The sequence below is a fragment of the Variovorax paradoxus genome (assembly GCF_030815855.1).
Classification (GTDB): Bacteria; Pseudomonadota; Gammaproteobacteria; order Burkholderiales; family Burkholderiaceae_C; genus Variovorax; species Variovorax paradoxus_M.
On record NZ_JAUSXG010000001.1, the window covers coordinates 3,126,717 to 3,153,673 of the forward strand.

Annotated in this window: 18 protein-coding genes, 2 pseudogenes and 1 other annotated feature; of the genes and pseudogenes, 6 read left to right on the forward strand and 14 right to left on the reverse strand. The window is 66.0% G+C overall.

All coding sequences use genetic code 11. The annotated features are described in order from the left end of the window. Positions 1–13 precede the first annotated feature (13 nt). The 6 genes and pseudogenes from QFZ42_RS14755 to QFZ42_RS14780 form a co-directional block, all read right to left on the reverse strand. Positions 14–826 carry an SDR family NAD(P)-dependent oxidoreductase gene (locus QFZ42_RS14755; RefSeq protein WP_307701672.1) on the reverse strand — a complete coding sequence of 271 codons (813 nt, stop codon included), beginning with the start codon at positions 824–826 and terminating at the stop codon, positions 14–16. A 40-nt stretch (positions 827–866) separates the two neighbouring features. Continuing rightward, on the reverse strand, positions 867–2,468 hold the full coding sequence (locus QFZ42_RS14760) for an L-lactate permease (protein WP_307701673.1): 1,602 nt from the start codon (positions 2,466–2,468) through the stop codon (positions 867–869). A gap of 51 nt (positions 2,469–2,519) precedes the next feature. Next, the gene (locus QFZ42_RS14765; protein ID WP_307701674.1) at positions 2,520–2,837 is read right to left on the reverse strand and encodes an NIPSNAP family protein; all 318 of its coding nucleotides are present in this window, start codon (positions 2,835–2,837) and stop codon (positions 2,520–2,522) included. 60 nt (positions 2,838–2,897) lie between these two features. Continuing rightward, the gene (locus tag QFZ42_RS14770; RefSeq protein WP_307701675.1) at positions 2,898–3,887 is read right to left on the reverse strand and encodes a Bug family tripartite tricarboxylate transporter substrate binding protein; all 990 of its coding nucleotides are present in this window, start codon (positions 3,885–3,887) and stop codon (positions 2,898–2,900) included. A 34-nt stretch (positions 3,888–3,921) separates the two neighbouring features. Continuing rightward, positions 3,922–5,607 (reverse strand): thiamine pyrophosphate-binding protein, encoded by a 1,686-nt coding sequence (locus QFZ42_RS14775; RefSeq protein ID WP_307701676.1) that lies wholly within the window; start codon positions 5,605–5,607, stop codon positions 3,922–3,924. A gap of 191 nt (positions 5,608–5,798) precedes the next feature. Next, positions 5,799–6,338: pseudogene (locus tag QFZ42_RS14780) on the reverse strand (IS5 family transposase); the annotation flags it as partial. 50 nt (positions 6,339–6,388) lie between these two features. On the opposite strand from QFZ42_RS14780, the gene QFZ42_RS14785 reads away from it, so the two are divergent. After that, positions 6,389–7,620, forward strand: a protein-coding gene (locus QFZ42_RS14785) for an IS3 family transposase (protein WP_307701677.1) whose coding sequence is annotated in 2 segments (ribosomal slippage) — positions 6,389–6,677 and positions 6,677–7,620 — 1,233 coding nt in all. Because the reading frame shifts where the segments join, the coding sequence is not laid out codon by codon here. Continuing rightward, positions 6,667–6,783: a sequence feature (AL1L pseudoknot), on the forward strand. (Overlaps the previous gene by 117 nt.) Positions 7,621–7,660: 40 nt before the next feature. Here QFZ42_RS14785 and QFZ42_RS14790 read toward each other — a convergent pair. The 3 genes and pseudogenes from QFZ42_RS14790 to QFZ42_RS14800 form a co-directional block, all read right to left on the reverse strand. Continuing rightward, positions 7,661–8,101 (reverse strand): annotated as a pseudogene (locus QFZ42_RS14790) (IS5 family transposase); the annotation flags it as partial. Between the two features lie 128 nt (positions 8,102–8,229). Further along, the gene (locus QFZ42_RS14795; protein ID WP_307701678.1) at positions 8,230–9,120 is read right to left on the reverse strand and encodes a helix-turn-helix domain-containing protein; all 891 of its coding nucleotides are present in this window, start codon (positions 9,118–9,120) and stop codon (positions 8,230–8,232) included. Between the two features lie 79 nt (positions 9,121–9,199). Beyond that, positions 9,200–10,810: an alpha-amylase family glycosyl hydrolase gene (locus tag QFZ42_RS14800; RefSeq protein ID WP_307701679.1), complete on the reverse strand. Its 1,611-nt coding sequence runs from the start codon at positions 10,808–10,810 to the stop codon at positions 9,200–9,202. Between the two features lie 57 nt (positions 10,811–10,867). Here QFZ42_RS14800 and QFZ42_RS14805 point away from each other — a divergent pair, with 57 nt between their 5' ends. The 3 genes from QFZ42_RS14805 to QFZ42_RS14815 all read left to right on the forward strand — a co-directional run bounded on the left by QFZ42_RS14805 (position 10,868) and on the right by QFZ42_RS14815 (position 17,756). Next, positions 10,868–12,532: an alpha-amylase family protein gene (locus QFZ42_RS14805; RefSeq protein WP_307701680.1), complete on the forward strand. Its 1,665-nt coding sequence runs from the start codon at positions 10,868–10,870 to the stop codon at positions 12,530–12,532. A 152-nt stretch (positions 12,533–12,684) separates the two neighbouring features. Further along, positions 12,685–15,729, forward strand: a complete 3,045-nt coding sequence (locus tag QFZ42_RS14810) for a sensor domain-containing diguanylate cyclase (protein WP_307701681.1) — start codon at positions 12,685–12,687, stop codon at positions 15,727–15,729. A 134-nt stretch (positions 15,730–15,863) separates the two neighbouring features. Then, entirely contained in the window at positions 15,864–17,756 is a 1,893-nt protein-coding gene (locus QFZ42_RS14815; protein ID WP_307701682.1) for a GspE/PulE family protein, read from the forward strand. Positions 17,757–17,798: 42 nt separating this feature from the next. Here QFZ42_RS14815 and QFZ42_RS14820 read toward each other — a convergent pair whose 3' ends face one another. From QFZ42_RS14820 to QFZ42_RS14835, 4 genes are all read right to left on the reverse strand, one after another. After that, positions 17,799–18,542 carry an EAL domain-containing protein gene (locus QFZ42_RS14820; RefSeq protein ID WP_307701683.1) on the reverse strand — a complete coding sequence of 248 codons (744 nt, stop codon included), beginning with the start codon at positions 18,540–18,542 and terminating at the stop codon, positions 17,799–17,801. An 81-nt stretch (positions 18,543–18,623) separates the two neighbouring features. Beyond that, the gene (locus QFZ42_RS14825; RefSeq protein ID WP_307701684.1) at positions 18,624–19,436 is read right to left on the reverse strand and encodes an AP2 domain-containing protein; all 813 of its coding nucleotides are present in this window, start codon (positions 19,434–19,436) and stop codon (positions 18,624–18,626) included. Between the two features lie 120 nt (positions 19,437–19,556). Further along, positions 19,557–20,342, reverse strand: coding sequence for an exodeoxyribonuclease III (locus tag QFZ42_RS14830; protein ID WP_307701685.1), 786 nt, complete (start codon positions 20,340–20,342; stop codon positions 19,557–19,559). A gap of 37 nt (positions 20,343–20,379) precedes the next feature. Continuing rightward, positions 20,380–20,514, reverse strand: coding sequence for a hypothetical protein (locus tag QFZ42_RS14835; RefSeq protein ID WP_307701686.1), 135 nt, complete (start codon positions 20,512–20,514; stop codon positions 20,380–20,382). 48 nt (positions 20,515–20,562) lie between these two features. Between QFZ42_RS14835 and QFZ42_RS14840 the strand changes: the two genes are divergently transcribed. Continuing rightward, positions 20,563–20,754: a hypothetical protein gene (locus tag QFZ42_RS14840; protein WP_307701687.1), complete on the forward strand. Its 192-nt coding sequence runs from the start codon at positions 20,563–20,565 to the stop codon at positions 20,752–20,754. Between the two features lie 51 nt (positions 20,755–20,805). Beyond that, positions 20,806–22,170 carry an NUDIX domain-containing protein gene (locus tag QFZ42_RS14845; RefSeq protein WP_307701688.1) on the forward strand — a complete coding sequence of 455 codons (1,365 nt, stop codon included), beginning with the start codon at positions 20,806–20,808 and terminating at the stop codon, positions 22,168–22,170. A 354-nt stretch (positions 22,171–22,524) separates the two neighbouring features. Here the strand turns inward: QFZ42_RS14845 and QFZ42_RS14850 are convergent, their stop codons facing one another. Further along, a complete protein-coding gene (locus tag QFZ42_RS14850; RefSeq protein ID WP_307701689.1) occupies positions 22,525–26,655 on the reverse strand; it encodes a chemotaxis protein CheB in 4,131 nt (1,376 codons plus the stop codon). Positions 26,656–26,957 lie beyond the last annotated feature (302 nt).

Here is a 26,957-nt window from a genome sequence, read left to right on the forward strand (position 1 = left end):
AAAGGCGACGCGGCTATTCCGACGGCCGCGTGCGGGTCAGCCCGGTGGGCGGGCCGTCGATCGCGGTCCAGCCGCCATCGACCGACAGCGAACTGCCCGTGATGAAGCTGGCTGCGTCCGAGGCCAGGAACGCGACCGCCGCGCCCACTTCGGAGGGCTGGCCCCAGCGGTTGAACACCGTGTGCGCCGCATAGGTGTCGTAGATTTCGGGCCGCTCCTTCAGCGGCGCCGTGAGCCGCGTTTCGATCACGCTCGGCATCACGGCATTGACGCGCACGCCGTGCGGGCCGACTTCCGACGCAAAGCCCTTCACCATCTGGGCGATGCCGGCCTTGCTGGCCGCGTAGATGCCCAGGCCCGGCTCGAGGGTGACCGCACGCATCGACGAGCACAGCACGATGCTGCCCGCGCGCTGCTTGATCATGGGTTCGCCGAAGCGGCGCAGGAAATGAAAGGCGCCCTTCAGGTTGAGGTTCATCACCTGGTCGAACTCGTCGTCGGTGTAGTCGACGATGAGCTTGCGGATGTTCAGCGCCGGCGTCGCCACCGCAATGTCGACCCGGCCGTGCGCGGCCACGGTGTGGTCCGCCAGGGCCGCGATGTCCGCCCCGCTCGCGGCGTCGGCCGGCATCCATTCGGCCGAACCGCCCTTGCCGGTGATGTCCTGCATGGTGGCGCGCGCGCCTTCGGTGTCGCGGTCGGCGCACACCACGTGCGCGCCGAGGTCGCCCAGCGCATGGGCCGAGGCTTGGCCGATGCCCGATGCGGCGCCCAGCACCACGGCGATTTTTCCGTTCAGGTCGAAGAGTTGACGATAGTTCTGCATGGGAAAAGATCCGTTGAAAAGAAAGCGGAGAACCGGCGGCTCAGGGCAGCATCCAGGCCAAGGGCCCCGCCTGAAGATAGACCAGCACCGAGAGAGCCAGCAACAGCAGCAGGCTCCAGCCGATGGTCTTGCGGAAGATGATGCCCTCCTGGCCGATGACGCCGACCGCGGCGGCCCCCACTGCCAGGCTTTGCGGCGAGATCATCTTGCCGAGCACGCCGCCGGAGGCGTTGGCGGCCGCCAGAAGCGCCGGCCGCATGCCGGTCTCTTGCGCGGCGGCAACCTGCAGCGCGCCGAAGAGCGCGTTGGACGAGTTGTCGGAGCCCGTCACGGCCACGCCGAGCCAGCCGATGACTGGCGACAGGAACGCAAAGGCCGACCCGGTCTGCGCCATCCAGCGGCCGAGCGTGATGGTCTGGCCCGAATAGTTCATGACGAAGGCGAGCGCCAGCACGCAAAGCACGGTCGGAATGGCCCAGCGCAGCTGCTTCAGCGTGGCGCCGTAGATCTCCACGGCAACACCGGGTCGCACGCGCAGCAGAAGCGCCGACAGCACGCCCGCAAAGAGCAGCAAGGTGCCGGTCGCCGAGAGCGCATTGAGCACAAACTGCGTGGCCACCGGAGCACCCGCGGCGTTGGCGATCTCCAGCCCCGGCCATGCGAAACGGAAGGTGCCGAACCCGAGCCACTGCTTGATGCCGGCCACCTGCGCCAGCGAGAAGACGACGATGATGAGCACATAGGGCGCATAAGCCAGCCACAACGCGCCGCCGCCGTGCCGCTCCACGTTCGCCGGGGCGGGCTCGACGTCTTCGATGTCGCCGCACGGCTCCGGCGTCCAGACCTTGAGGAACAGCAGCAGCCCGCCGGCGGAACCGAGGGCGCCGAACACGTCGGCCAGTTCCACCGAGATGTAGTTGGCGGCGATCCATTGGGAAACCGCGAAGGCCACGCCGGCCACCACGGCGGCGGGCCAGACCTGGCGCAGGCCGCGCTTGCCGTCGAAGATGAACATCAGGATCAGCGGAACGAAGGCGGCGAGCAGCGGCGTCTGGCGCCCGACAATGGCTCCCAGCAAGCCGAAGGGCTCGCCCGACACCTTGGCGAGCGTGACGATCGGCACCGCCAGCGCACCGAAGGCCACCGGCGCCGTGTTGGCGACCAGCGCCAGCACCACCGCCTTCATCGGCCGCACGCCGATGCCCAGCAGCATCGCGCCCGAAATTGCAATCGGGGTTCCGGAACCGGCCAGCGCCTCGATCAGGGCACCGAAGCTGAACGCGATGATGATGGCCTGGATGCGCGGGTCGGGGCTGATGCGCGCAAAGCTGTCCCTGAGCACCGCGAAGTGCCCCGACTTCACGGTCATGTTGTAGAGCCAGATGGCGTTGACGATGATCCACAGCACCGTGAGCACGCCGAACGCCGCGCCGTAGAGCCCCAGGTTCAGCGTCGCCGCCAGCGGCATGCCGTAGGCGAGCACGGCCACCAGCATGCACACGGCCAGCGATATCAGCGCCGCGATATGCGGCGCCACCCTCAGCCACCCCAAGAGAAGGAACATGACGAGGAGCGGAAGCGCGGCCAATGCCGACGACAAGAGCAATGACCCGCCGATCGGGTCGTAGATTTGTTGGTACAAGTTTTTTGTCTCCGGGGTTTCTTTTGTTCTCGAATGCGCTGGCCCGCGGGCTCAGGGCTTGAAGAACGGCGTGGGTACCATCAGCCGCGTGTCCTGCGACACCAGGTAGGCGGCCTGCGCGCTCTTCTCCAGATAGGCGGCCCACTCCGGGTCGCGCTGCATGCCGGCGCGCTTGCGCTCGCGGTCGGCGGCGTCGGCAAACATCCAGATGTGCGTGTAGCTGTTCACATTGCCGGTTTCGGTCTGCAGGTACGCGAGCGGCTCGCCGAGATGGCGGCGCTGCACGCCGTAGCCGTGCTCGGCATACAGCGCCAGGTGCTTCTTCAATGTGCCGGGTCGGCAGGTGTAGGTGCGAACGTCGTAGAGCATGGGACTTCCTTGTTTGTTGTTGCTCGATGAGATGAATGGGCGGACGGATCGATCGGTGCGTCAGTCCACAGTCGCGCCGGAGCGTTCGACCAGGGCACCCCATCGCGTCACTTCCTGGCCCACGAACTTCTGGAACGCTTCGTGCTGGTCGCCGACGGGGTCGGCCCCCAGTTCCTTCAACCGCGCCTGAACGGCGGGATCGGCCACGGCGCGGGCGATGGCGGAAGACAGCCTGGCGACCACCGGCGCTGGCGTAGCGGCCGGTGCGAAGAGGCCGAACCACGAGCGTGCGTCCAGCTTCGGGTAGCCCGCTTCGGCAAAGGTGGGCACGTCGGGCAGGTTCGCGCGGCGGGTGCCGCCGGTCACGGCCAGCGGCCGCAGGCGCCCGGCCTGCACTTGCGCGAGCGCCTCGGGCAGGTTGGCGAACATGGCCTGCACCTGCCCGCCGACGAGGTCGTTCTGCGCCAGCGCGCCGCCCTTATAGGGCACGTGCATCATGCGGACGCCGGCCAGCGTGTTGAACTGCTCGCCCGCCAGGTGCGCCGCGGTGCCGGTGCCGCCGGAGGCGAAGTTGACCTTGCCGTCGTTGGACTTGGCATGGGAAGCGAGTTCCGCCGGCGTCCGGGCGGGCAGCGACGGGTGCACCACCAGCACCAGCGGCACCGACGCGAGATTCGACAGCGCCGCAAAATCGGTCGTCAGGCGGTAGTCGAGCTTGCGGTACAGGGTGGCATTGATCGCATGGCTGGACGTGGCCATGAGCACGGTGTAGCCGTCGGGCGCCGCGCGGGCGACGGACACGGCGCCGATGTTGCCGTTGGCGCCGGCCTTGTTTTCGACCACCACCGGCTGGCCCAGTTGCTCCGACACCTTCTGCCCGACCACGCGTGCGATCACGTCGGTGGCGCCGCCGGCTGCAAAGGGCACCACGATGCGGATGGGGCGGTTCGGGAAATCCGCCGCCGATGCCGCGGGCTGCGCGCTTGCGCCCATGCTTGCGCCCACAGCGATGCCCAGCGCCACGGCCGGCGCCTTCCATGCTCTCTTCATGTCGTGTCTCCTTGGTTTTTTTCCGATGAATTGCTCAGGCGGTCGACTTGAGCGCCGAGCGCCGCAGGGCCGACAGCGTGGTCCGCGGCGTCAGGATCTCGGCCTCGATGGCCAGTTCGATCAGGCGTGCGCCGCCCGAAGCCAGCGCACGGTCCAGCGCGGGGCCGAACGACGCGCTGTCCTCGACCCTTTCGGCCTCGATGCCGAAGGACTGCTCATAGGCGACGAAGTCGGGGTTACACAGGTCGGTGCCGATGGGGCGCCCCGGATAGTTCGCCTCCTGGTGCATGCGGATGGTTCCGTACATGCCGTTGTTGAACACGATGAAGATGATCGCCAGCGCGTGCTGCTTCACCGTGGCGAGCTCCTGCGAAGTCATCAGGAAGCAGCCGTCCCCCGCCAGGCACACCACCTGCCGCGACGGATCGTGCAGCTTGGCGGCAATGGCGGCGGGCACGCCGTAGCCCATGGCGCCGCTGGTGGGCGCAAGTTGGCTGCGCGGACGCGAGAACTGGTAGTAGCGATGCGCCCATGCGCTGTAGTTGCCCGCTCCGTTGGTCAGGATGGCATCGGGCTCGAGCGTGTCGCGCAGCGCCGCGATCACGCGCGCGGGGTCGAGGCGCGCCTCACGCGGTGCCGGCGCCACGTAGCGCGTGTAGCGGGCGTGCAGGTCGTGCAGCCAGTCCCGCCAGGCCGAGGCGTCCACGGGCGCGAGCGCTGCCGCAGCACTGGCGAACGCATTCATGCCGGCGAGCACCTTGACTTCCGGCTGGTACACGCGGCCCAGTTCTTCGGCGCAGGGCAGCACGTGCACCAGCCGCTGCTGCGGCACGGGAACTTCGAGCAGCGTGTAGCCGCTGGTCACGATTTCTCCCAGGCGCGTGCCCACGGCGATCAGCAGGTCCGCCTCGCGTACGGCCTGCGCCAGTTCGGGATTCAGGCCTATGCCGACTTCTCCCACATAGTGCGAACCGCGGTTGTCGAACAGGTCTTGCCGCCTGAATGCACAGGCCACGGGCAGGCCGTTCTGCGTGGCAAAGCGTTCGATGTCGCGCAGGCCGGCGTCGCTCCATCCCGGCCCGCCGAGCATCAGCAGCGGCTTGCGCGCCTGCACCAGGCACTCGCGCAATTTCGCCATCGCCTCGGGCGCGGGATGCGGCTCGGGGATCTCCACTTTCGGCGAGCGGCGCGCAAACGCCGAGTCGGTCAGCATGTCCTCGGGCAGGGCCAGCACCACCGGGCCGGGGCGGCCCGACATCGCGACGGAGAAGGCGCGCGTCATGTACTCCGACACGCGCGACACGTCGTCGATCTGCGCGACCCACTTCGTGAACGTGCCGAACATGCGCCGGTAGTCGATTTCCTGGAACGCTTCACGCTCGAGCATGTCGCGCCCCACCTGCCCGATCAGCAGGATCATCGGCGTGGAGTCCTGGAACGCGGTGTGCACGCCGATGCTGGCGTTGGTGGCGCCGGGGCCGCGGGTCACCATGCAGACGCCGGGCCGCCCCGTCAGCTTGCCGTGCGCTTCGGCCATGAACGCGGCCGCCCCTTCGTGGCGGCAGGCAATGACGCGCAGCGCCTGCTGCTCGGCATAGAGCGCATTCAGAACGTCCAGGTAGCTTTCGCCCGGTACGCAGAAGACCGTGTCGGTGCCTTGCGCCAGCAAGGCGTCGACGACCTGTTGGCCGCCCGTGCGGAGCTTGGGAATGTCATTCATCACTGCAATCGCCCGCGTCGCCGCGGTGAGTTGGAAAGGTGATGAACTCTATGCAGGCACGCCCCTTGGCCGTTAGGGAACGTCTGATCAAGTCGCAAATTGGCTTGAGGACGAGTGTGCTTGCTGTCCCGCTGCGCGCGAAGGCTCGTTGCAGTGGGCATGCCATGCGTTTGAGAGCCTTTGCGGCCCATTCACGCCGTCTGCGGACGCACCTGTCCCATCATCGCAATCAGTTGCCTTCTGGCCATCCACAGATTCGACAACGCAAACAGCGTGATCACATGCGCCGTGTTCTTGGCCAGCCCCTTGAACCTCACCTTCGCAAGGCCGAACTGCCGCTTGATCACCCGGAACGGGTGCTCCACCTTCGCCCGGATGCTGGCCTTTTGATATTCCTGCTTGCGCGCTCTGGTCTTGGCCCGGCCCTCCGGCATCTTCGCCATGTCGCTGGGGCGCCCTGCAATGTGCCATTGCACGCTGCGCTCCACTCGGCTCTGTGCTCCGCGATAGCCCGAGTCGGCCCACACCGCGTCCTCTTTGCCATGCAGCAGGTCGCTCACCTGCTCCACGTCGGCCTCATTGGCCGCCGTGGTCGTCACCGTGTGCACCAGCCCCGAGTCCGCGTCCACGCCGATGTGCGCCTTCATCCCGAAGTGCCACTGGTTGCCCTTCTTCGTCTGGTGCATCTCCGGGTCTCGCTGCCCGCTCTCGTTCTTGGTCGAACTGGGTGCTGAATCGCCCCGGATTTCGTGGAGGCTCAACACTCTGAGAGGATTGAGCCATGAAGAAGTCGAACAAGTTTTCACCCGAGGTGCGTGAGCGCGCGGTGAGGATGGTGCAGGAGCACCGTGGGGAGTACCCGTCGCTATGGGCTGCGATCGAATCGATTGCACCGAAGATCGGCTGCGTGCCGCAGACGCTGAACGAATGGGTCAAACGCGACGAGATCGACCACGGCGTGCGAGAAGGCGTGACGACCAGCGAGGCGCAGCGGTTGAAGGAACTCGAGCGCGAGGTCAAGGAGCTGCGCAGGGCCAACGAGATCCTGAAGCTGGCGAGCGCGTTTTTCGCCCAGGCGGAGCTCGACCGCCGGCTGAAGTCCTGAGGGATTTCATCGACAAGCATCGCGCCACCTTCGGGGTCGAGCCGATCTGCAAGGTCTTGCAGGTTGCCCCGTCGGGCTACCGGCGACACGCAGCACTGCTGCGCGAGCCGCACAAGCGCTGCGCCCGAGCACGCCGCGACGATGTCCTCATTACGGCGATACAACGCGTCTGGCAGGCCAACATGCAGGTCTATGGGGCCGACAAGGTCTGGAGGCAACTGGCACGCGAGGGCACTGCGGTGGCGCGCTGCACGGTCGAGCGGCTGATGCGGCGCTTGGGGCTGAGAGGCGTGATGCGCGGCAAGGTGGTGAAGACCACGATCAGCGATGCCAGGGCGCCATGCCCGCTGGACCGGGTCAACCGGCAGTTCCGCGCGCAGCGTCCGAACCAGCTGTGGGTCTCGGACTTCACGTACGTGTCGACCTGGCAGGGCTGGCTCTACGTGGCCTTCGTGATCGACGTGTTCGCCCGGCGCATTGTGGGCTGGCGGGTCAGTAGCTCGATGCGCACGGACTTCGTGCTCGATGCCTTGGAGCAAGCGCTGTACGACCGTCAGCCCGAGCGCGACGGCAGCTTGATTTGCCACTCGGATCGCGGCTCGCAATACGTCAGCATCCGGTACACCGAACGGCTGGGCGAGGCGGGCATCGAGCCGTCAGTAGGCAGCAAAGGCGACTCCTATGACAACGCCCTGGCCGAGACGATCAATGGGCTCTACAAGGCCGAGTTGATCCATCGCCGAGCACCGTGGAAGACCAAGGAGGCGGTGGAGTTCGCAACGCTCGAATGGGTGTCCTGGTTCAACCACCAACGCCTGCTCGAACCGATCGGCTACATCCCGCCTGCAGAAGCTGAGGCAAACTACTATCGGCAACTCGCCAGTCAGACCGCCACGGCGGTGGTATGACTTAAACCAACCGGCCTCCACGAAAGCCGGGGCGATTCAGTGCCGCGATGATCGTGGCGTCCACGATGGAGCCTCTCTTCAGAAGCAGCCCCTTCTTGGCCAGGTGGGCATTGACCTGCTTGAAGATGTCCTCGGCCAAATCGCTGGCCTCCAGCAGGTGGCGGAAGTTCAGGATCGTCGTCTCGTCGGGAACCGACTCCATCCCCAGGCCCGCGAACGCGCGCAGCGAGGCGATCTCGTACAGGGCTTCCTCCATCGCCGGATCGCTCAGCGCGAACCAGTTCTGCATCAGGTGCACGCGGAGCATCGCCTCGAGCGGATACGGCCGGCGTCCGCGGCCTGCCACAGGGTAGTGCGGCTCGATGACTTTGAGCAGGGCCTTCCAAGGCACCACCAGTTCCATCTCGGCAAGGAAGACTTCCCGGCGTGTCTTCTTCCTCTTGCCCGCATGCTCAGCATCCGAAAAACTGATCTGGCTCATCTTTGGCGCTCCTTCAGCATGCGTGATCAACGTTCAGACCGTCTATCGGTGGACTTGATCAGACGTTCCTTAGGACTTAAGCGAGCTTGAATTGCACTTTTCCGCAGCGGCGCCCTCGCCGCACGCGGCTACTTCACCGGATCGGAATAGCGCTTCTTGAACTCGCCGGGCGTGAGCTGCGTGTGCTTCTTGAAGAACCTGCAGAAGTAGGCGAAGTCTTCGAAGTTGAGCTGGAAGGCGATCTCTGCCACCGCCACGTCGGTGTTGCTCAGCAAGCGCTTGGCCTCGAGGATGAGGCGCTCGTGCACCAGCTGCCCCGCCGTCTTGCCCAGCGTTCGCTTGACCGCATCGTTGAGCTGGCGCTCGGTCACGTGCAGGCCCTCGGCGTAGTCGCGCACGGGCCCGAAGTCGAGATAGTGCTGCTCGATCAACAGCTTGAAGCGCTTGGTCAGCGAATAGCTCTGCGGCGACACGCCATCGGCTTCATGCTCGGGATAGAGCCGGCGAAGCCGCGTGAGCAATATCAGCAGGTAAGACCGCACGATGTCGAAGCGGCCTTCCCCGCGGCTCATGACCTCTTTCTCCATCTCCTGCAGCAGCGGCATCAGCTCGTCGTGCCGGTCCTGGTCGAGGTAGAGCACCGGGGTATCGCGGGCGATGTGAAAGAAAGGGAACTGCGCAATGTCTTCGGAGCGCGGAAACATCTGCACGAAAAATTCGGTGCTGAAGTTGATCACGTAGCCGCGCGGCCGCACCGAAGAAGCCCAGGAGTGAAGCTGTCCGGGCGACACGAAGAACACGGTGTTGGGCCGGACCTCGAAGCCCTCGAAGTCCAGCATGTGCGTGCCGGCGGCGTCGCTCATCCAGAGCAGGTGGTAGTAGTTGTGCCGGTGCGGAAAGGCACGCGGAATGTCCGGACGGTCCTGCAGCCGCACCAGATCGAAGTAGAACGCGCCGGCTTCGCCGCTGAAGTCAGAGCTGTCGAAGGTCGGAAAGTCCGGAGCGGCAAGAGCGGTCACGCGGGTCGGGTGTCTGGTATGGAAGCGCCGAAAAGGGGCGCCATTCTAGGAGGCGCGGCCGCGCCGCTCCTGCGCGAGGCTACTGCGCGACGATCACCCCCTCGAGCGGCTTGAGCACCAGCTCGCCCTTGACCGCGCCGGTGCGGTCGGCGTGGGTGGAGGCCAGCACGACCACTTCGGCCGGCAGCAGCTTCGCAGGAACGGTGGTCTCGGCGACGCCGAAGTTCAGCAGCACGACGAGCCGCCGCGCGCCCGAGCTTCTTGCGTAGGCCAGCACATCGGCGCCCGCATCGAGCTGCTCGTGGCTTCCTTCATGCAGCGCGGGCTCGTGCCGCCGCAGCGCGATCAACCGCTTGTAGAGCTGCAGCATCGACGCCGGATCGGCCGCCTGCGACTCGACGTTGCGCATGCCCCAGTCGCCGCCGAGCCGCAGCCACGGCGTGCCGTCGGTAAAGCCGGCGGCGTGGGCGCGGCTCCACTGCATCGGTGTGCGCTGCGGATCGCGCCCGAGCCCCTTGCCCGGCTCGTTCTTCTCGAAGGGGTCTTGCACTTCTTCGGGCGGAATGGGAACGTCGGTCAGGCCGATCTCGTCGCCGTAGTAGAGCGTGGGCGTGCCGCGCAACGTGAGCAGCAGCATCGCCGCGAGCCGCGCCCTCTCCTGCCCGACACGGCTCGCGATGCGCGGCTTGTCGTGGTTGCCGAGCACCCAGTTGGGCGCCGCGCCGTGCGGCAGCGCCGCTTCGTAGTTGCGCACGATGCGGTCGATTTCGGCCGCATGCCATGGCGCGGCAATGAGCTGAAAGTTGAACGGCAGCTGCACGCCCTGCAACAGCCCGTCGGCGGTCGACCCGTAGTAGGCCATGAGCCGTTCGAGCGGCAGATAGAGTTCGCCGATCAGTACCCGCGTGGAGGCTTCGTCGCTGAACTCGTCGACCACGCGGCGCATCTCGACCACGATGTCCTGCATCTCGGGGCGGTCGGTGGTGTAGAGCGCAAGCAAGCGGTGCGAGGGATCCTGCCCCGGCTGGAAAGCCGGGTTCGGCGGGTTGTCGCGAAACAGCTCGTCCTTCACGAGGTGATACAGCACGTCGATGCGAAAGCCATCGACGCCGCGCCGCAGCCAGAAGCGCAGCACCTCGTACATCGCTTCCCGCACTTCGGGGTTGCGCCAGTTGAGATCGGGCTGCTCCTTCAGGAACGAGTGGCAGTAGTACTGGCCGCTGGCTTCGTCGAAGGTCCATGCCGGGCCGCCGAAGTTGCTGAGCCAGTTGTTGGGCGGGCCGCCTCCGGGCGCGGGGTCTCGCCAGAGATACCAGTCGCGCCGCGGGTTGTTGCGCGAGGCCCGGCTTTGCACGAACCACGGGTGCTGGTCCGACGTGTGGTTGGGCACGAAATCGAGCACCAGCTTCAGGCCGCGCGCCTTGCATTCAGCGGACAGCGCATCGAAGTCTTCGAGCGTGCCGAAACGCGCATCGACATTGCAGTAGTCGGAAATGTCGTACCCGAAGTCGGCCATTGGTGAGGGGTAGATCGGCGATATCCAGACAGCATCGATGCCGAGCTCGACCAGATAATCGAGTCGCTTCCGGATGCCTCTCAGGTCACCGATGCCATCTCCATCGCTGTCCTGGAACGAGCGCGGATAGATTTGATAGACGATTCCGTTCTTCCACCAAGCATCAGCCGACATCGAGTTTCCTTTCGTGTTCTGTGTTGCGAGGTTCCTATTTTTAGGAGGTTCCCCGGCATGATCAACGACCTTTGGTACAAGAACGCCGTGGTGTATTGCCTCTCCGTGGGAACCTTCATGGATTCCAACGGCGACGGCTGCGGCGACTTCGAGGGCCTCACGCGGCGGCTGGAGTACCTTCACGGCCTGGGCGTTACCACCTTGTGGCTGATGCCGTTCCATCCATCGCCGGGCAACGACGACGGCTACGATGTTTCGGACTATTACAACGTCGACCCTCGCTTCGGCACGCTCGGCGACTTCGTCGAGTTCACGCACTCGGCCGAACAACTCGGCATGCGCGTGATGATGGATTTGGTCGTCAACCACACCTCGCACCGGCATCCCTGGTTCCAGGAGGCGCGCAAGGGCCGAAAGTCAAAGTACCACGACTGGTATGTCTGGTCCGACAAGAAGCCGTCCCACTTCACGGACGGTGTGGTCTTTCCAGGCGTGCAGAAGTCGACCTGGACTTTCGACAAGCTCGCGAGACGCTGGTACTTTCACCGCTTCTACGATTTTCAGCCCGACCTGAACACGGCGAACCCGGCCGTGCAAGCGGAAATCCTGAAGATCATGGGCTTCTGGACGCAGTTGGGCGTGTCGGGCTTCCGCATGGACGCGGTGCCTTTCGTGATCGGCACAAAGGGCCCGAAGGTCGTGCACCCGACCGAGAAATTCGACATGCTGCGGCAGTTCCGCGAACTGCTCCAATGGCGCCGGGGCGATGCCATCATCCTGGCCGAGGCCAATGTGCTGCCGAAGGTCAACATGGCGTACTTCGGCGACGAGGGCGAGCGGCTGCACATGATGTTCAACTTCCAGGTCAACCAGAACCTGTTCTATGCCATGGCCGTGGGCGACACGCGGCCGCTGGTCAAGGCCCTGGAGGCCACGAGGGAGCGCCCTCCCACTTCGCAGTGGGTCATGTTCCTGCGCAACCACGACGAGCTCGACCTCGGGCGCCTGCGGCCCGCGCAGCGCCAGCGCGTGTTCGAGGCCTTCGGCCCCGACAAGGACATGCAGCTCTACGACCGCGGCATACGCCGGCGCCTCGCGCCGATGCTCGGGGGCAACCGGCGCCGGCTGGAACTCGCGTACAGCCTGATGCTCACCCTTCCCGGCACGCCGGTGATGCGCTATGGCGACGAGATCGGCATGGGCGACGACCTGAGCCTTCCGGAACGCAACTGCGCGCGAACGCCGATGCAGTGGTCCACCGAACGCCAGGGCGGGTTCACCACGTCGTCGAAACCGGTGCTTCCGGTGATCACGGGCGGCGCCTACGGCTTCGAGCACGTGAACGTGGCGGCCCAGCGGCGCGACCCCGACTCGCTGCTCAACTGGATGGAGCGCGTGTTCCGCATGCGCAAGGAGGTGCCGGAAATCGGATGGGGCGACTTCACGGTGATTCCCAACGAGGAGCGTTCGGTGCTGGTGCTGCGCTATGAATGGCGGGGCAACGCGGTGGTCTTCATCCACAACTTCGAAGCGAACCCGCTGGAGGTCAAGATCGACGCCAAGGCGCTCGGCAAGCACGGCAGGCAATTGATCAACCTGCTGTCGAACGCGCACAGCCGCGCCAATTCGAAAGGAAAGCACTGCATGGTGATCGAGTCGTACGGCTACCGGTGGTTTCGCGTCGGTCCGCTCGACTATCTGCTCAAGCGCGACGAGATGTGATGCCGTGCCGGCAACGCAGCGATGAAGGGAGATTCTCGCAAAGCACCGGGAATCCCGCTTCTTCTGACACACTACATTGCGCAACGCGGATTCCCTCGCGACGCCTGTCCACGACAATGAAACCATCAGGTCTCCGGAACATTCGCATCAGCTTGAATACGCGCCTCGGCCTCAGCGTTGCCGCGGTGGTCCTGGCGGCGACGTTCGCGATTGGCTCGGTGGCATTGCAGCTCGTCAAGGCCAGCATGAAGGCCTCGATCGAGAGCGAAGAGTTCGCTCGCTTGTCGGCCGTCGCCAACACGGTCGATCAAAAGTTCGTCAGCCGGCGCCTCCTGCTCGAGACCTTCGCCGCCAGCGTCGGATCGAACGACTTCCCGGACACCGCGGCGTTGCAGGCCTTTCTCGAAAGGCATGGATCGCTGCACAAGGCTTTCAGCAATGTCGCCTTCTTTACCGCCGACGGCGACCTGATCGCCAGCCTCAGCGGTGCGCAGCAGCCCGGCAAGATCAGCATCAAGGACCGCGCGTACTTCCGGGAAACGCTCGCATCCAAGACCGGCGTGATCTCCGAGCCCTATCTCAACCGCCTGAGCGGCCTGGCGCAGATCGCCATCACCGAGCCGGTGCTCGACCGCGCCGGCGAGGTGAAGTTCGTGATCTCGGGCGCCATCGACCTGAAGGAGCGGAACATCCTGGGCGAACTCGCCGATATGAAGTTCGGCGAAACCGGCTATCTGTTCATCACCAGCCGGGAGGGCGTGGTGATCGACCACCCGCGCACGGAACTCATCATCAACCAGGCGGGCTTGAAGGGCGCGGGCAATCCCGAGATCGATCGCCCGATGGAAGGCTATGAAGGCGTGGCCGAGGGGGTCAACCATGCGGGCGTGCATGGCCTGTATGCCTTCAAGCGCGTTCAGCAGACCGATTGGATGCTGGGCGCGATGTACCCGAGCAAGGAAGCGTTCGCCCGGGTCGACGCCATCGAGCGCGCGGCCTGGATCGGAGCGCTGGTGCTTGCTGCAATTGCGGGCGCGGTGGCGCTGGGCGTGGTGAGCCGCCAGCTCAGGCCGCTCAGGTATCTGCATCGGCACATGCTGGACGTGGACAACGCGGCGCTCGAAAGTGCGGTGCCGCGCATCTATGCCCGCGACGAGATCGGCGACCTTGCGCGAACCTTCGACGAACTGATGCGGCTGCGCAAGTCGAGCGAGAAGTTCCTGCGCGACATCACCGACAACCTGCCCGCGATGGTGTCGCACGTGGATGCGCAGGGCCGCTACACGTTCGTGAACGCGCAGCTCTGCAGGGAGCTCGACCGCTGGCCGGCGCAGCTGATCGGGCGAACCGCACGGATCGTCGGCGAAGACGAGGCGGTGGACGCCGCCGTTCGCCGCGTGCTGGCCGGCGAGGCCGTCAGCTTCGAGAGCCGGGGCGATGCGAGCCGCGGCGCGCAAGACCGCTTCTTTCACACCGAGCTGATTCCCGACCGCGACCAGGCGGGGCAGATTCGCGGCTACTACGCCATGACCTCCGACGTGACCGAACGCAGGCGCATCGAGATGAGCCTGGCCCACAGCGAGGCACAGGTCCGCATCATTGCGGACAACATTCCCGCGCTGGTTTCGCACGTCGACTCGTCGCTGAAGTACACCTTCGTGAACGCGAAGATCAAGGTGCTGCACAAGGACAAGGCCCTGGTCGGCCAGCTGATGCCGGAGGTCCGCGGCCCGGAAGATTTTTCGCTGGTGGCCGACTCCTACCGGCGCGCGCTGGCCGGCGAAACGGTGGTCATCGAGAAACCCGGGGATCCGGGGCTGGGCATCGGGGACCGCACCTTCAAGGCGCACTACATCCCCGACCAGGACGCGAACGGCGTGGTGCAAGGCGTGTTCGCCATGACCTTCGACATCACCGACGAGGTGAACATCCGCAAGGCCCTGACCGAGCAGGAAAAACGGCTGCGCGACGTCACCGACAACATTCCGGCGCTGGTGGGCTATTTCGACGAAGACGAGAACTGTCTTTTCGCGAACGTGAGGGCGCGGCGAATGGCCAGTCTGGGCAACGGACCGCTGACCGGCGTCGATCTGCGCAGGGCGGTAGGCGATGTGGTGTACCAGCAGCAGCTGCCCTATCTCTCCATGGTGCGCGAAGGCAAGGCGGTGCGGTTTCCGGTGCGGGCGCCGCTGCACGGCAAGACGGGCTACTTTCAGGTGAACCTGATTCCCGACAGGAACCTGGAGGGCCGGTTCCTCGGCTTCTATCTGATGACCTTCAACATCACCGCGTTGAAGAAAGCGGAGCTGCGGCAGGCCGAAAGCGAAATGCGCCTGCGCACCATCACGGATAACATGCCGGCGCTGATCACCTATATCGACCGCGAGGAAAGGGTCACCTTCGCGAACGCGACCTACCGGGAATGGCTGGGCGTGGAACCTTCCGCGATTTTGGGCCACCACCTGAGCGACGTCGCGGGGCCCGAACTGTATCTTTCGCGCAAACCCATGATCCAGCGCGCCCTGGCCGGCGAGCGCGTTGAGTTCGAGGCCCAGACCCGGACCAAGTCTTCAGACCGCATCACCCGCGTGAGCTACGTACCCGACACCGGGGTCGATGGCGTGACGCGCGGCATTTTTTCGCTGAGCCTCGACATCAGCGCGCTGAAGGCGGTGGAGCGCAAGCTGATCGACCTGGCGCGCGTCGACCCGCTCACCGGCCTCGCGAACCGGCTCGCCTTCAACGAGTTCCTGCCCGGCGCCATCGCCCGCGCGCAGCGCACGGCAAGCGCACTGGCGGTGCTGTTTCTCGACGTCGATCATTTCAAGACCATCAACGACACGCTCGGCCATGCAACCGGCGACGGCGTGCTGATGGAGTACGCCCGCCGCCTGCTGGCCGGCGTGCGCAACACCGACACCGTGGCGCGCCTTGCCGGCGACGAGTTCGTGGTGGTGCTGGAAAACCTGCATGTGCGCGAGGCCGCCGCGGCCATTGCACGGAAGATCGTCGACCAGATCGGCGGTACGCCGTTCGAGATCGAGGGACAGAGCCTGAGTGTCACCACCAGCATCGGCGTGGCGTTTCAACCCGCGAGCGAAGCGCCCGCCACGGCATCGGAACTGCTGGCGCGTGCCGATGCCGCGCTCTACCGCGCAAAGTCGGCGGGGCGCAACACCTTCGGGTTTTCCGATTGAGGCGTTTCGCCCGGGCACCCTCGGCAATGAGAACTTTGGTAGTGGCCATGCATCGCTGCCTCGCATCGGAGGCGCGGCTCCTGCTGACAAGCCCCCCCGCCCCCCGCAGAATCGCCCCATAGGAGATCCATTTCATGTCCCCCACCGAAGTCGTCACGCCCGAGCAGTTGCTGCACGCGCTGGAGGTTCAAAGCCGCATGCCGATCCTGCGCATCGGCCAGGCGTTGATGGCGCTGGGCGCAATCACCGAAGAGCAGTTGCGCGCGGGCCTCGAGCAGCAGCAGCTCGACCGCAGCGTGCCTCTGGGCGAAACGCTGGTTCGCATGGGCGCGGTCACGCGGGAGCAGCTGAAGACCGCGCTGGTGCGCAAGATGGGCTACCCGCTGGTGAACCTGCATGTGTTCCCCGCTGCCGTGGACGCCTTGCGCACCCTCAATCACGGCGTCGCGCGGCGCCTGCAGGTCATGCCACTGATGATCCATCAGGGCCGCCTGATCCTGGCCCTCGATGACCCGGCCAGCCGTCATGCCGCCATCGACGAAGTGGAGTTCATCACGCAGATGAAGGTGGTGCCGGTGATCGGCGAATGCCTTGTGCTGGACACCGTGCTCTACAAGACCTACGGGAAGATCGGCAACGACACGCTCGACCCGACCATCGTCCACGACCCCTCGCGGCCGCTCGACTTCGACTTCAGCGTGGGGGGCACCAGCGAGCTGCTGGTCACCCTCGAAAAGGAACGCCCCGCGCCGGCCGTCGAGGAAGAAGGCATCGAGCAATCGGACAACTCCCTGGTGCGAATGATCAACAGCATGATCGTCGACGCGCACCGCGAAGGCGTCTCCGACATTCACATCGAAAGCTATCCGGGCAAGGAAAAGACCCGCATCCGCTTTCGCCGCGACGGCCGGCTGCACACCCACCTGGAGCTGCCGGCCAGCTACCGCAACGCGGTGGTCGCGCGCGTGAAGATCATGTGCGACCTGGACATCAGCGAAAAGCGCAAGCCGCAGGACGGCAAGATCAATTTCGCCAAGTACTCGCCGCAGCACCGCATCGAGCTGCGCGTGGCAACCATTCCGACCAGCAACGGGCTGGAAGACGTGGTCATGCGCATCCTGGCTTCGGCCAAGCCGATTGCGCTGAACCAGCTCGGCCTGTCGGAGCGCAACCTTGCGGAGTTCACGAAGGCGGTGGAGCGGCCCTACGGCATGGTGCTGTGCGTCGGCCCCACGGGCTCGGGCAAGACCACCACGCTGCACTCGGCGCTCATGCACATCAACACGCCGGAACGAAAGATCTGGACCGCCGAAGACCCGATCGAGATCACGCAGGCCGGCCTGCGCCAGGTCCAGGTCAACCCGCGCATCGAGTGGACCTTTGCCAAGGCGCTGCGTGCCTTCGTGCGCGCCGACCCGGACGTGATCATGGTCGGCGAAATCCGCGACGAGGAAACCGCCAGGACCGCCATCGAGGCCTCGCTGACCGGCCACCTCGTGCTCTCGACGCTGCACACCAACAGCGCGCCCGAAACGGTGACACGGCTGCTGGACATGGGAATGGACCCGTTCAACTTCGCCGACTCCCTGCTGGCGGTGCTGGCGCAGCGCCTGGTGCGCCGCCTGTGCACCCACTGCATCGTCAGCCGCCCGATGCGCCCCGAGGAAGTCGAGGAACTGCTGGCCGACTACATGCACTCGTTTGCGGCGCACGACACGCCGGCCGAACGCGAGGCGGTACGCCATGGCTGGCACCGCCACTACGGACGGGACGGCCAGCTGCAGGCTTTTGCGAGCCCCGGATGCAAACACTGCGACAACACCGGTTTCAGCGGACGCGTCGGCATTCATGAGCTGATGGTGATTTCGAGAACGCTGCGGCGGCTGGTCCAGGGCGGAGCCCGCGCCGAAGAGCTTCAGGAGGCGGCGCTGCAGGAAGGCATGCGCACGCTGCGCCAGGACGGCATCGACAAGGTACTTGCGGGAAAGACCACCATCGAGGAGGTCCGCGCGACCAGCAACGTGTGAGTCATTGTCCCGCGGGGCAGGCCAAGCGGGTGGCGCAGCCGGTCAGGCCGCGTCCCATGCCACCGCCGGCAGCATGGCGACGCCGGGCTTGGCGAACAGGTAGCCCTGGAACAAGCCGACGCCCAGCGCCCGGAGCGCATGGACTTCTTCCGATGCCTGGACGCCTTCGGCCACCACCCTGATGCCGAGTTCGTCGCAGGTGCCGACAAAGCCCCTCACGATGCTGAGCCGGACCGGGTCGTTGTGGATGTTGCGCACCAGCCCCATGTCGATCTTGACCAAGTCGGGCTGAAAACCGGCCAGGAGCTCGAAACCCGCATACGCGGCCCCGAAGTCGTCGATGGCGGAGGTGAAGCCATAGGCCTTGTGGGCCCGAAAGACGGCGGCAAGCCCCGGCAGGTCGGCCACGCGTTCGCCTTCGGTAATCTCGAACATCAGCCGGTGCACGGGAAAGTTGCACCGCCGGGCCGCGGTCATTGCGGTATGAAAGCACTCGGTCTGCCCCGAGACGTCGTTGGGCATGACGTTGAGGCTGAGCTTCGATTCCATGCCCAGCGCCGAGGCCGTTTCGATGGCCTTCACCCGGCAAGCCTCGTGAAACGCGAACCGGTGCAGGGGATTCACGCGCGAAAGCACCTCGAACGCCCCTTCCCCCGCTGTGCCGCGCACCAGTGCCTCGTGGGCGAATATCTCCCGCCGCTCGAAGTCCACGATGGGCTGAAAAGCCATGACGAACCCCGCGTCGAGGCCTGAAAAGCTGGCGCTTGCCGAAGTTTCGGTGGTCACTGGTGTGGATCTCGCGGCAAGCCTGGGGTAATTATTTTGAACTACATGGCGACACAATAGTGCGTAAATGTAACCCCTTCTTCAACCGATACCCTTTTGATACAACTGGCGCGTGCGTTCGGCCGCCGCCAAGCTCTTGGCTTCATCGTAGCCATGCGCCTTGACCGAGAAAGCCTTGCTGACGCTGCCCTTGCCTGCGGTATAGGTAATTGCCAGCCAATAACCGGGGTGGTCGGACCGGGGCCGCTTGAAGTGCACGCCGCTCATCCCGCTGGAGTTCGACTTGCGGATGATCTCGGAACGCGACCGCTTGGGCGGGCCCGGATCGGCAGGTGCAGCGACGCTGGCTTTCCGGATCGCCTCTTCGGCGGGATGCAGCGCGGCGAGGCCGGTCATGCGATCCAGCTGCCTTGCGCGTTCCTCGATGGCAAGCTTGCGTGCCGCGTCGCCCCAGCTGTGGATCGGAAAGTTGGCGCGCAGTATTTCTTCCGCCGCGATGTAGGTCTTGGCAAGCCACGACAGCCCTTTGCCGTCGGGCGACGCCAGGCAGAAGACGCCCGGCACGCCCGTGGTGTTGCTGGCCCGGAGCTTCTCCGCCCGTTCGCGCCGCGTGACCGGGGGCACGCTCTTCACGACGGCATCGCGCCATTCCTGCGCGCGCCGCAGCGCATGCTCGGCGCCGCCGTAGCTCGCCTTGCCGAACTGCTGGAAATACCGGACCCCGCTTCTGACGATGGAAACCTCGAAGCCCCAGGAACGGGCGTAGATCCCATACATGGCGGCCGGATTGGGAACACCTTTTGGCATTGACGGATACCTGCCGCTCGGCAGTTCTGCTTGCTGACCGGCTCCCTGATCGGCACCGCCGTTTCGCCGGCCCCGCGCGCATGGCATGCGGGTGCTCTTGCGCGAACGGGAAGGCGCCGAGTCTATTTTTTGCAAAGGATTCTAGGCGCCGCCAGGTGGCCAGGCAGGGTCCGCGCGGCCATATTTGCAAGCGGCGGTACGCATCGTTCAGGCCACCATGGGAAGGTTGAGTTCGACCCAGGCGGGCGCATGATCGCTCGCGCCGGAGCGGCCGCGCACCTCGCGGTCCACGTTCGCATCGACGAGCAAAGGCGCGAGCTCCCGGTTCAGCAGCAGGTGGTCGATGCGCAGGCCCGCGTTGCGCGGCCAGCGGTTGCGCCAGTAGTCCCAGTAGGTGTAGATCGCCTCGCCCGGATGGCGGGTTCGAATTGCGTCGGTCCACCCCTGCGCCAGCAAGCGCGCGAAAGCGGCGCGGCTTTCGGGCTGCAGCAGCGCATCATTCCGCCACGACGCGGGGTTGTAGATGTCGGCGTCGGTCGGCACCACGTTGAAGTCGCCGGCCAAGACCACCGGCATGCCGCAGCCGTAGAGGCGGCGCGCATGGGCGTTGAGCCGTTCGAACCATTCGAGCTTGTAGTCGAACTTGGGGCCGGGCTGCGGATTGCCGTTCGGCAGGTACAGGCAGCCGACGATCACGCCGTTCACCACGGCTTCGAGATAGCGGCTCTGTTCATCTTCGGAGTTTCCGTCGAGCCCGCGGCCGGTTTCGATCGGCTCCCTTCCGCGCGCAAGAATGGCCACGCCGTTCCATGAACGCTGCCCGTGGAACAGCACGCCGTAGCCCGCGTCGCGGATCGCCTCGGCCGGAAAGTTCGCGTCGGGAGACTTCAGTTCCTGCAGGCAGGCCACGTCCGGGCGGGACTCGTCAAGCCACTCGAGCAGGCGTGGCAGCCGGCTGTTGACGCCATTGACGTTGAAGGTCGCAATCTTCATGAGCGCGGCATGAAAGCACAGGAACGAAGTGGACAGATCATGGCCCGAAAGCCGCCGTGGCCATGTCGGAGAACACGCCCTGCGGGCGTTCGGCCACGGGCACCGGCAGCAGCCCTGCTTGCACGCGATGCAACGCCTCCCGTCCTACACCGGCATGCAGGCTGTCCGACACCGGCGCGCAGCCGCTCCGATAACGTGGCTCGAACCCCAGGAGGCATGCATGAGCCCATCGAAGCAAAAGCAGACCCGCTCCCCGCGGACCGTTCAGCCCGCAACCAGCCTGCGGGCGCCGGCCACGAAGAAATCCGAAGGCCCTGTTGCCACGCCCAAGGTCAACGAGGGCGCATCGCTCGGCAAGTCCGCCAACTCTTCCGCCGGCGGCGCGGCGGGACAGCTCACGCCCAAGGACTGAGACGGTTCGGGTGGTGCCCCGGGGGCCGCGTTGGCCCGACAATCGGCGCCCATGAATGCCAAGCCCTCGGCGGCCCCATCGGGTTCGTCACCGCCCCTGCCGCGCCCCATTCGCGTTGCGGCCACATTGATCCTCTTGCGCGACGGTGCCGACGGCATGGAAGTCCTGCTGCTGCGCCGGGCTGACAAGGCCGACGACCAGAACAGCGGCGCCAGCGTGTTCCCCGGCGGCGTGGTCGACACGCACGATCGCGGCCTGCACCTGATGTGCAAGGGGCTCGACGATGCGGCGGCGAGCGCGCGTCTCGGCGTGGCCGATGGCGGCCTCGACTACTACGCCGCCGCGGTGCGCGAATGCTTCGAGGAAGCCGGCGTCCTGTTCGCGAGCGACGCCGAAGACAAGGTGGTCGAACTCGACCGGTTGCCGCCGTCCCGGCTCGAGGCCATGCGGCATGCCGCCGAGCAAGGCACCGACGCACTGCTTGCGATGTGCGACGCGCAAGGCTGGCGCCTGGCGGTCGACCGGCTCGCCTACTTCAGCCACTGGCTCACGCCGCCCGGCATGCCGCGCCGGTTCGACACCCGCTTCTTCATCGCGCAGATGCCGCGCGGACAAGGCGTGAAGCCCGACGGCCGCGAGATCGTCGAACACATGTGGCTGAAGCCGGCCGAAGCCGTGAGCCCCGCGCGCGGACTCAAGCTGATGAACGTGACGCGCCGCACGCTCGAACAGCTGGCCACCTTCGACAGCACCGCCGATTGCATGGCCCATGCGCGGAGCCTGACCCGGATTTCGCTGAACATGCCGCGCCTGGCCGATGGCCCTTCGGGACGCCGCGCGGTGAACATCGAAGAAGCCGCCTATGAGGAGATCAGCCGCCTCGACCCCGACGGCACCGGCCATGCACGCTATGCGCTCGAGGCCGGCCTCGTCACCCAGCTCTCCGCACGCGTGTGTCGAGTGACCGGCAGCGCCGGCGAATCGACGAGCGCACCGGGGCCGCACAGTTATTTCGTGGGCGGCGAAAGCGGCACTTGGGCATTGATCGATCCCCTGCCCGATGGCACGGCGGGTGGCGAAGCGCTTCACGCGGCGGCGCCCGGACAGGTGCGGTGGCTGCTCTCGACCGCGCCGCGCACGCCGGCGGCGGCCGAATCGCTTGAACGCCTGCGATCTTCGTGGCCCGATGCGTCGGTGCTGTGGCCCGAGCCCGGCGACACGCTCGACCTGGGCGGCGCCAATCTGCAGGTGCGCCAGGCCGGTGACGGCATATCCACACCTCGCGCGCTTCAGTTTCTGCTGCCCGAGGAGCGCACCCTGTTCACCGGCGAGGCCGGTGCACCTGCCGTGCACGCCGGAGACGAGCTCGAGTGGATCGCGCCGGCCCGCGGCTTCATCTTCCGGCACATTGCCTGAGCACTTGGGAGTCTGCGCGGCAGAGCGTTTTTCTTGCTCCCTCTCCCTCTGGGAGAGGGCGGGGGTGAGGGCTGCGGCGCTCGAGGAACCGCATTCGGCGCACGCTCAGCGCGGTGCAGCCCCCGCAGACTGGACTGCCTGAAGTCCTGGTCAGGCTGCTAGGGCAGGTAGCTGGTGGAAATGCAGCGGTAACCCGCCTCATGCCAACCAGGCCGACTCGCCAGCGCCGCCGCCCTCACCCCAACCCTCTCCCAGAGGGAGAGGGAGAAAAGCCGGCTTCTGCCGCGCAGACTCCTGGGCGAAGGCGACGGCGTGCGAGCCGCACGCCCGCACAGCACCCTCACCCCGCGCGGCTCACAGCTTGCCGATGAGCGCCTTGAGATCCTGGATGGATGCCGGTTTCGGCAGGTGCGCGTTGAAGCCGGCTTCCAGCGCGCGGCGTGCATCGGCGCGCCGGCCGAAGCCCGACATGGCAATGGAACGCAGCTCGCGCGTGGCCGGCCGCCGCCGCACCTCGGCAATGAACTGGTAGCCGTCCATCTCGGGCATGCCGAGGTCCGACACCAGCAGGTCGTAGCTGTTCGACTCGAGCAATTCAAGACCTCGTTTCGCGCTTTGCGCGACATCGACGATCGCGCCCTCGAGCCGCAGCACCTCGGCGAACGGGGCCAGGGCGTCGGCATAGTCGTCCACCGCGAGCACGCGCCAGCCGCTGAGGCTCACTTCGGCCGGCTTCCTTTCCGCCGAGGTTTCGACCGCCGCGCCCACCTGCGGCAGCCACACGCTGAACTCGGCCCCGAGGCCCACACCGGCCGAGCGGACCTCGACACGGCCGCCGTGCGCCCGCGTGAGTTCGTGCACCAGCGCGAGCCCGATGCCCAGGCCGCCATTGGGCGGCGTCAAGTCGCCGCTCGCCTGGTTGAACATGCCGAACACCTGCGGAAGAAACTCCGCGTCGATGCCGCAGCCGGTGTCGGCCACGGTCAGCTTGCCGAAATTCTCCTCGGCCACCACGCGAACGGAAATGCGGCCGCCGTCGGGCGTGAACTTGACGGCGTTGCTCAACAGGTTCCAGACGATCTGCTCCATCCGCACCCGGTCGCCGCTGCAACGCACACCGGCTTCGCAATGCGCGTCCAACACCAGCTTCTTGCCCGCCACGTCGCTCACCGCGGCGTGCGCGGTGGTCTGCACCAGCTCACCCAGGTCGACCGCCACGCGGTTCAGGCGCAGCTTGCCGGTGCGGATGCGCGAGAGATCGAGCAGGTCGTTGATGATGCGCGTCTGGCTGGCCACGGCGCGCTTGATGGTCTCTCCCACCCGCCGCACCGCCGGCTGCTCCGCGGTGTTCGGCATGTGCATCAGCAGCTCGGCGTTCATCTGGATCAGGTTGAGCGGCTGCTTCAGTTCGTGCGACATCACGGCGAGGAACTGGTCCTTGAGCTCGTTGGCCGCCTGCGCGCTGAGGCTGGCTTTCTTTTCCTTGAAAAGCCGTTGCTCCTGCGCGAGCTCGTGCTGCTTGGTGCCGGTCATGTCGCGCGCGATCTTGGCGAAACCGCCGCCCGCAGTGGGCTCCACCGGCGTGGTGACGCCGCTGCAGAAAAATCGGCTGCCGTCCTTGCGCTGATGCCAACGCTCGTCTTCGGCCCGGCCCCGTTCCACGGCGCGGCGCATTTCGAGCTCGGGCACCCCGTTCGCCTGGTCTTCCGCGGTGAAGATCACCGCGAGGGGCCGGTGCAGCATTTCTTCCTCGGTGTAGCCGAAGATGCGCTGGGCACCGGCGTTCCAGCTCGTGATCAGGCCCTGGTCGTCCGTGGTGATGATGGCAAAGTCGCGCGTGGTGGCGGCCACCAGGCGCAGCCGCTCTTCGCCCGCGCGCACCCGCTCCTCGGCGGTGTGCAGGTCGGTGATGTCGAAGAAGTTCAGGATCGCGCCTTCGATCTTGTCTTCCGCCGTGCGGTAGGGGAGTATCCGCGCCATAAAATGCCGCCCGTCCACGCTGGTGACATGCCGCTCGCTGATGCGCAGCTCCTTGAAGGCCGAGGCCGTGTCGTCCGCAAGCTGCGGGTAGTCGAGCCGGCTGGTGATGTCGAACAGCGAACGCCCGATGTCCGACTGGATCAGGTTGAACAGATTGCTCGCATGCGGCGTGTAGCGCTTGATGTGCATGCCGCGGTCCACGAACACGGTCGCAATCTCGGACGACGCGATCAGGTTCTGCAGGTCGTCGTTGATGTGGCCGCGCTCTTCCACCTTCATCTTGAGCTCGAAGTTCACCGTCACGAGCTCTTCGTTCATCGATTGCAGCTCTTCCTTGCTGGTCTCGAGTTCTTCGGTGGCGGAGCGAAGCTCCTCGTTGATGGCCTGCAGCTCCTCGTTGGAGGCCTTCAGTTCCTCGGTCGAGGTTTCGGCGCCTTCGATGGTGTCCTGGAGGTGCAGCTTGAGCTGGCGGATCTCGTCTTCCATCTGGCCGATGAGCAGCTCGCGCGCCGCGTCGGCCGGCTCGCCGCCTTCCGCGCGCATGCTGTCTTCCACCTCGTCGAAAACCACGAGCGTGAGCTGCGGCGCGCCCTCCTCCTGCTGCTGCAGCGGCCGCACCGTGATGTTGAGAAACACCTGCCGGCCGTCCTCCCGGCTCTGCAGCAGCCGGGCTTCCACGCTGCGGGAGGTCTGCGCGGCCTTGAAGAGCGCGGTCCGCAGTTCCAGCCGCAAGTCGGGCCGCACGTTGTTCAGCAGGTTGTTCGACGGCTCGCCGCTGGCCCGCTCGAGAAAGCGGCCGACGCCGTTGGACAGGTGCAGCACGTCGTGCTCGCTGTCGATGAGCACGCTCGGCGGTGAAAACTGCTCCAGCGCGCGCTGGTGCAGCTCTGCAAAACTCAGGCCGGCGGCACGCTTGGGCGAGCGCAGCGCCGCCAGCGGCACCGGCGAGCCCGGCTTGACCGGCGCATCGCTGATCAGCGGCATGTGGCGCCCCGGCGGCAACTCGGTGTTCACGCGGTAGATGCGGTTCTTCTTGTCGACCGCGGTGAACAGGTTCCCCACCGCGTCGATCGACTCCGATGTGCCCAGAAACAGGTAGCCGCCGGGCCGCAGCGCGATGCGGAACATCTCCAGCACATGGGCCTGTGCCGCACGGTCGAGATAGATCAACAGGTTGCGGCAGCAGATGATGTCCAGCCGCGAGAACGGCGGGTCGCGCAGCAGGTTGTGCAGCGCGAAGAGCACCGGCTCGCGCACTGAGGTCGCGATGCGGTACTGGTCTTGTTCGGCCACGAAGAACTGCCGCAGCCGCGAAGGCGAGATGTCCTCGGCAATGCCCTGCGCGTAGAGGCCGCGGCGCGCCGTGGCAATGGCACGCTCGTCGATGTCGGTGGCAAAGATCTGGATGCCGAGCGGCTTGGACTGCCGGTCGATCTGTTCACGCAGCAACATGCCGAGCGAATAGGCTTCCTCGCCCGTGGCGCAGCCCGCCACCCACGCGCGCACCTGCTCGCCGGCCTGCCTGTTTTCGATCAGCAGCGGAATCGCATCGCGCTCGAGCGCCTCGAAGGCTTCGGCGTCGCGAAAGAAATTGGTCACGCTGATGAGCATGTCCTGCAGCAGCGGCCCCGCTTCTTCGGGGTGGTCGTGCAGGAAGTCGCGATAGGCCGGCAGGTCGGCCAGGCGGTTCACCTGCAGCCGGCGTTCGATGCGGCGCAGCACCGTGGCGCGCTTGTAGTGGCGGAAGTCGTGCCGCGTGTAGGTGCGCAGCTGCGCCATGATTTCCTGCAGCGCCTTTTCGGCCGCCTTGGCCGCGGCGTCGCTGTCGGGCTCCTGGGCGAATTCGGCCTGCTCGCCATATGGCATGCGAATGCGCTGGGCGTTGCGCCAATGCTCGACCAGGCGCTGGCCCATGTCGGCCGCCGGCAGCACGATGTCCACCATGCCGGTGGCAATGGCCGCGCGCGGCATGCCGTCGTGCGCCGCGTCTTCGGGCGTCTGCGCGATGGCAACGCCGCCGTTCTCCTTCACGCGCGTGAGGCCGACCGCGCCGTCGCTTCCGGTACCCGACATCACGATGCAGACGGCACGTTCCCTGTGCACCTCGGCCATGGCGCGAAAGAACACGTCCACCGCCACGTGCTGGCCCTTGACGCGTTCGCTGGGGGCCACCCGCAGGTAGCCATCGTTCATCGTGAGCTCGACACCCGGCGGAATCACGTAGACATGGTCCGCCTCGACCGGCATCGGTTGCGTGACCTGCTTCACGGGCATGTGCGTGGAACGCTGAAGAATGTCGGCGGCATTGCTCTCATGCTCGGGCGACAGGTGCAGGATGACGACGAAGGCCATGCCCGCGTCGGCCGGCATCTGCTCGAAAAAGCGGATCAATGCTTCCAGCCCGCCCGCGGAAGCGCCGATGCCGATGACCGGAAAGCTCAACGTGCTGGGCGTGAGCTTGCGTTCATCGGCGCGAGAGGGAGAAGACGGCTTCGATTTGGGCATTGAATGTCATTGCGGGGCCGCACAGCCCCGGGGCCTGCCGCGGACGGCGTTCGAACCTGAAATTCTGCCCCTTGTCGTCGCCATATTTCGCTTTGGGGCGGGTTTTCCTTTCTTTTTTGTCCATTCGCGGCGTGCGATCAGCCGGATTCGCGGCCGACCGGGTATTCGCGCTGTTCCTACAAGCCCCGTCGACGGCCTCTTGCCGTCGCCGAATGGTTGCGGCGCATGGTCGCGCTTTCTGCTTTCTGCTTTCTGCTTTCTGCTTTCTGCTTTCTGCTTTCTGCTTTCTGCTTCTGCTTTCT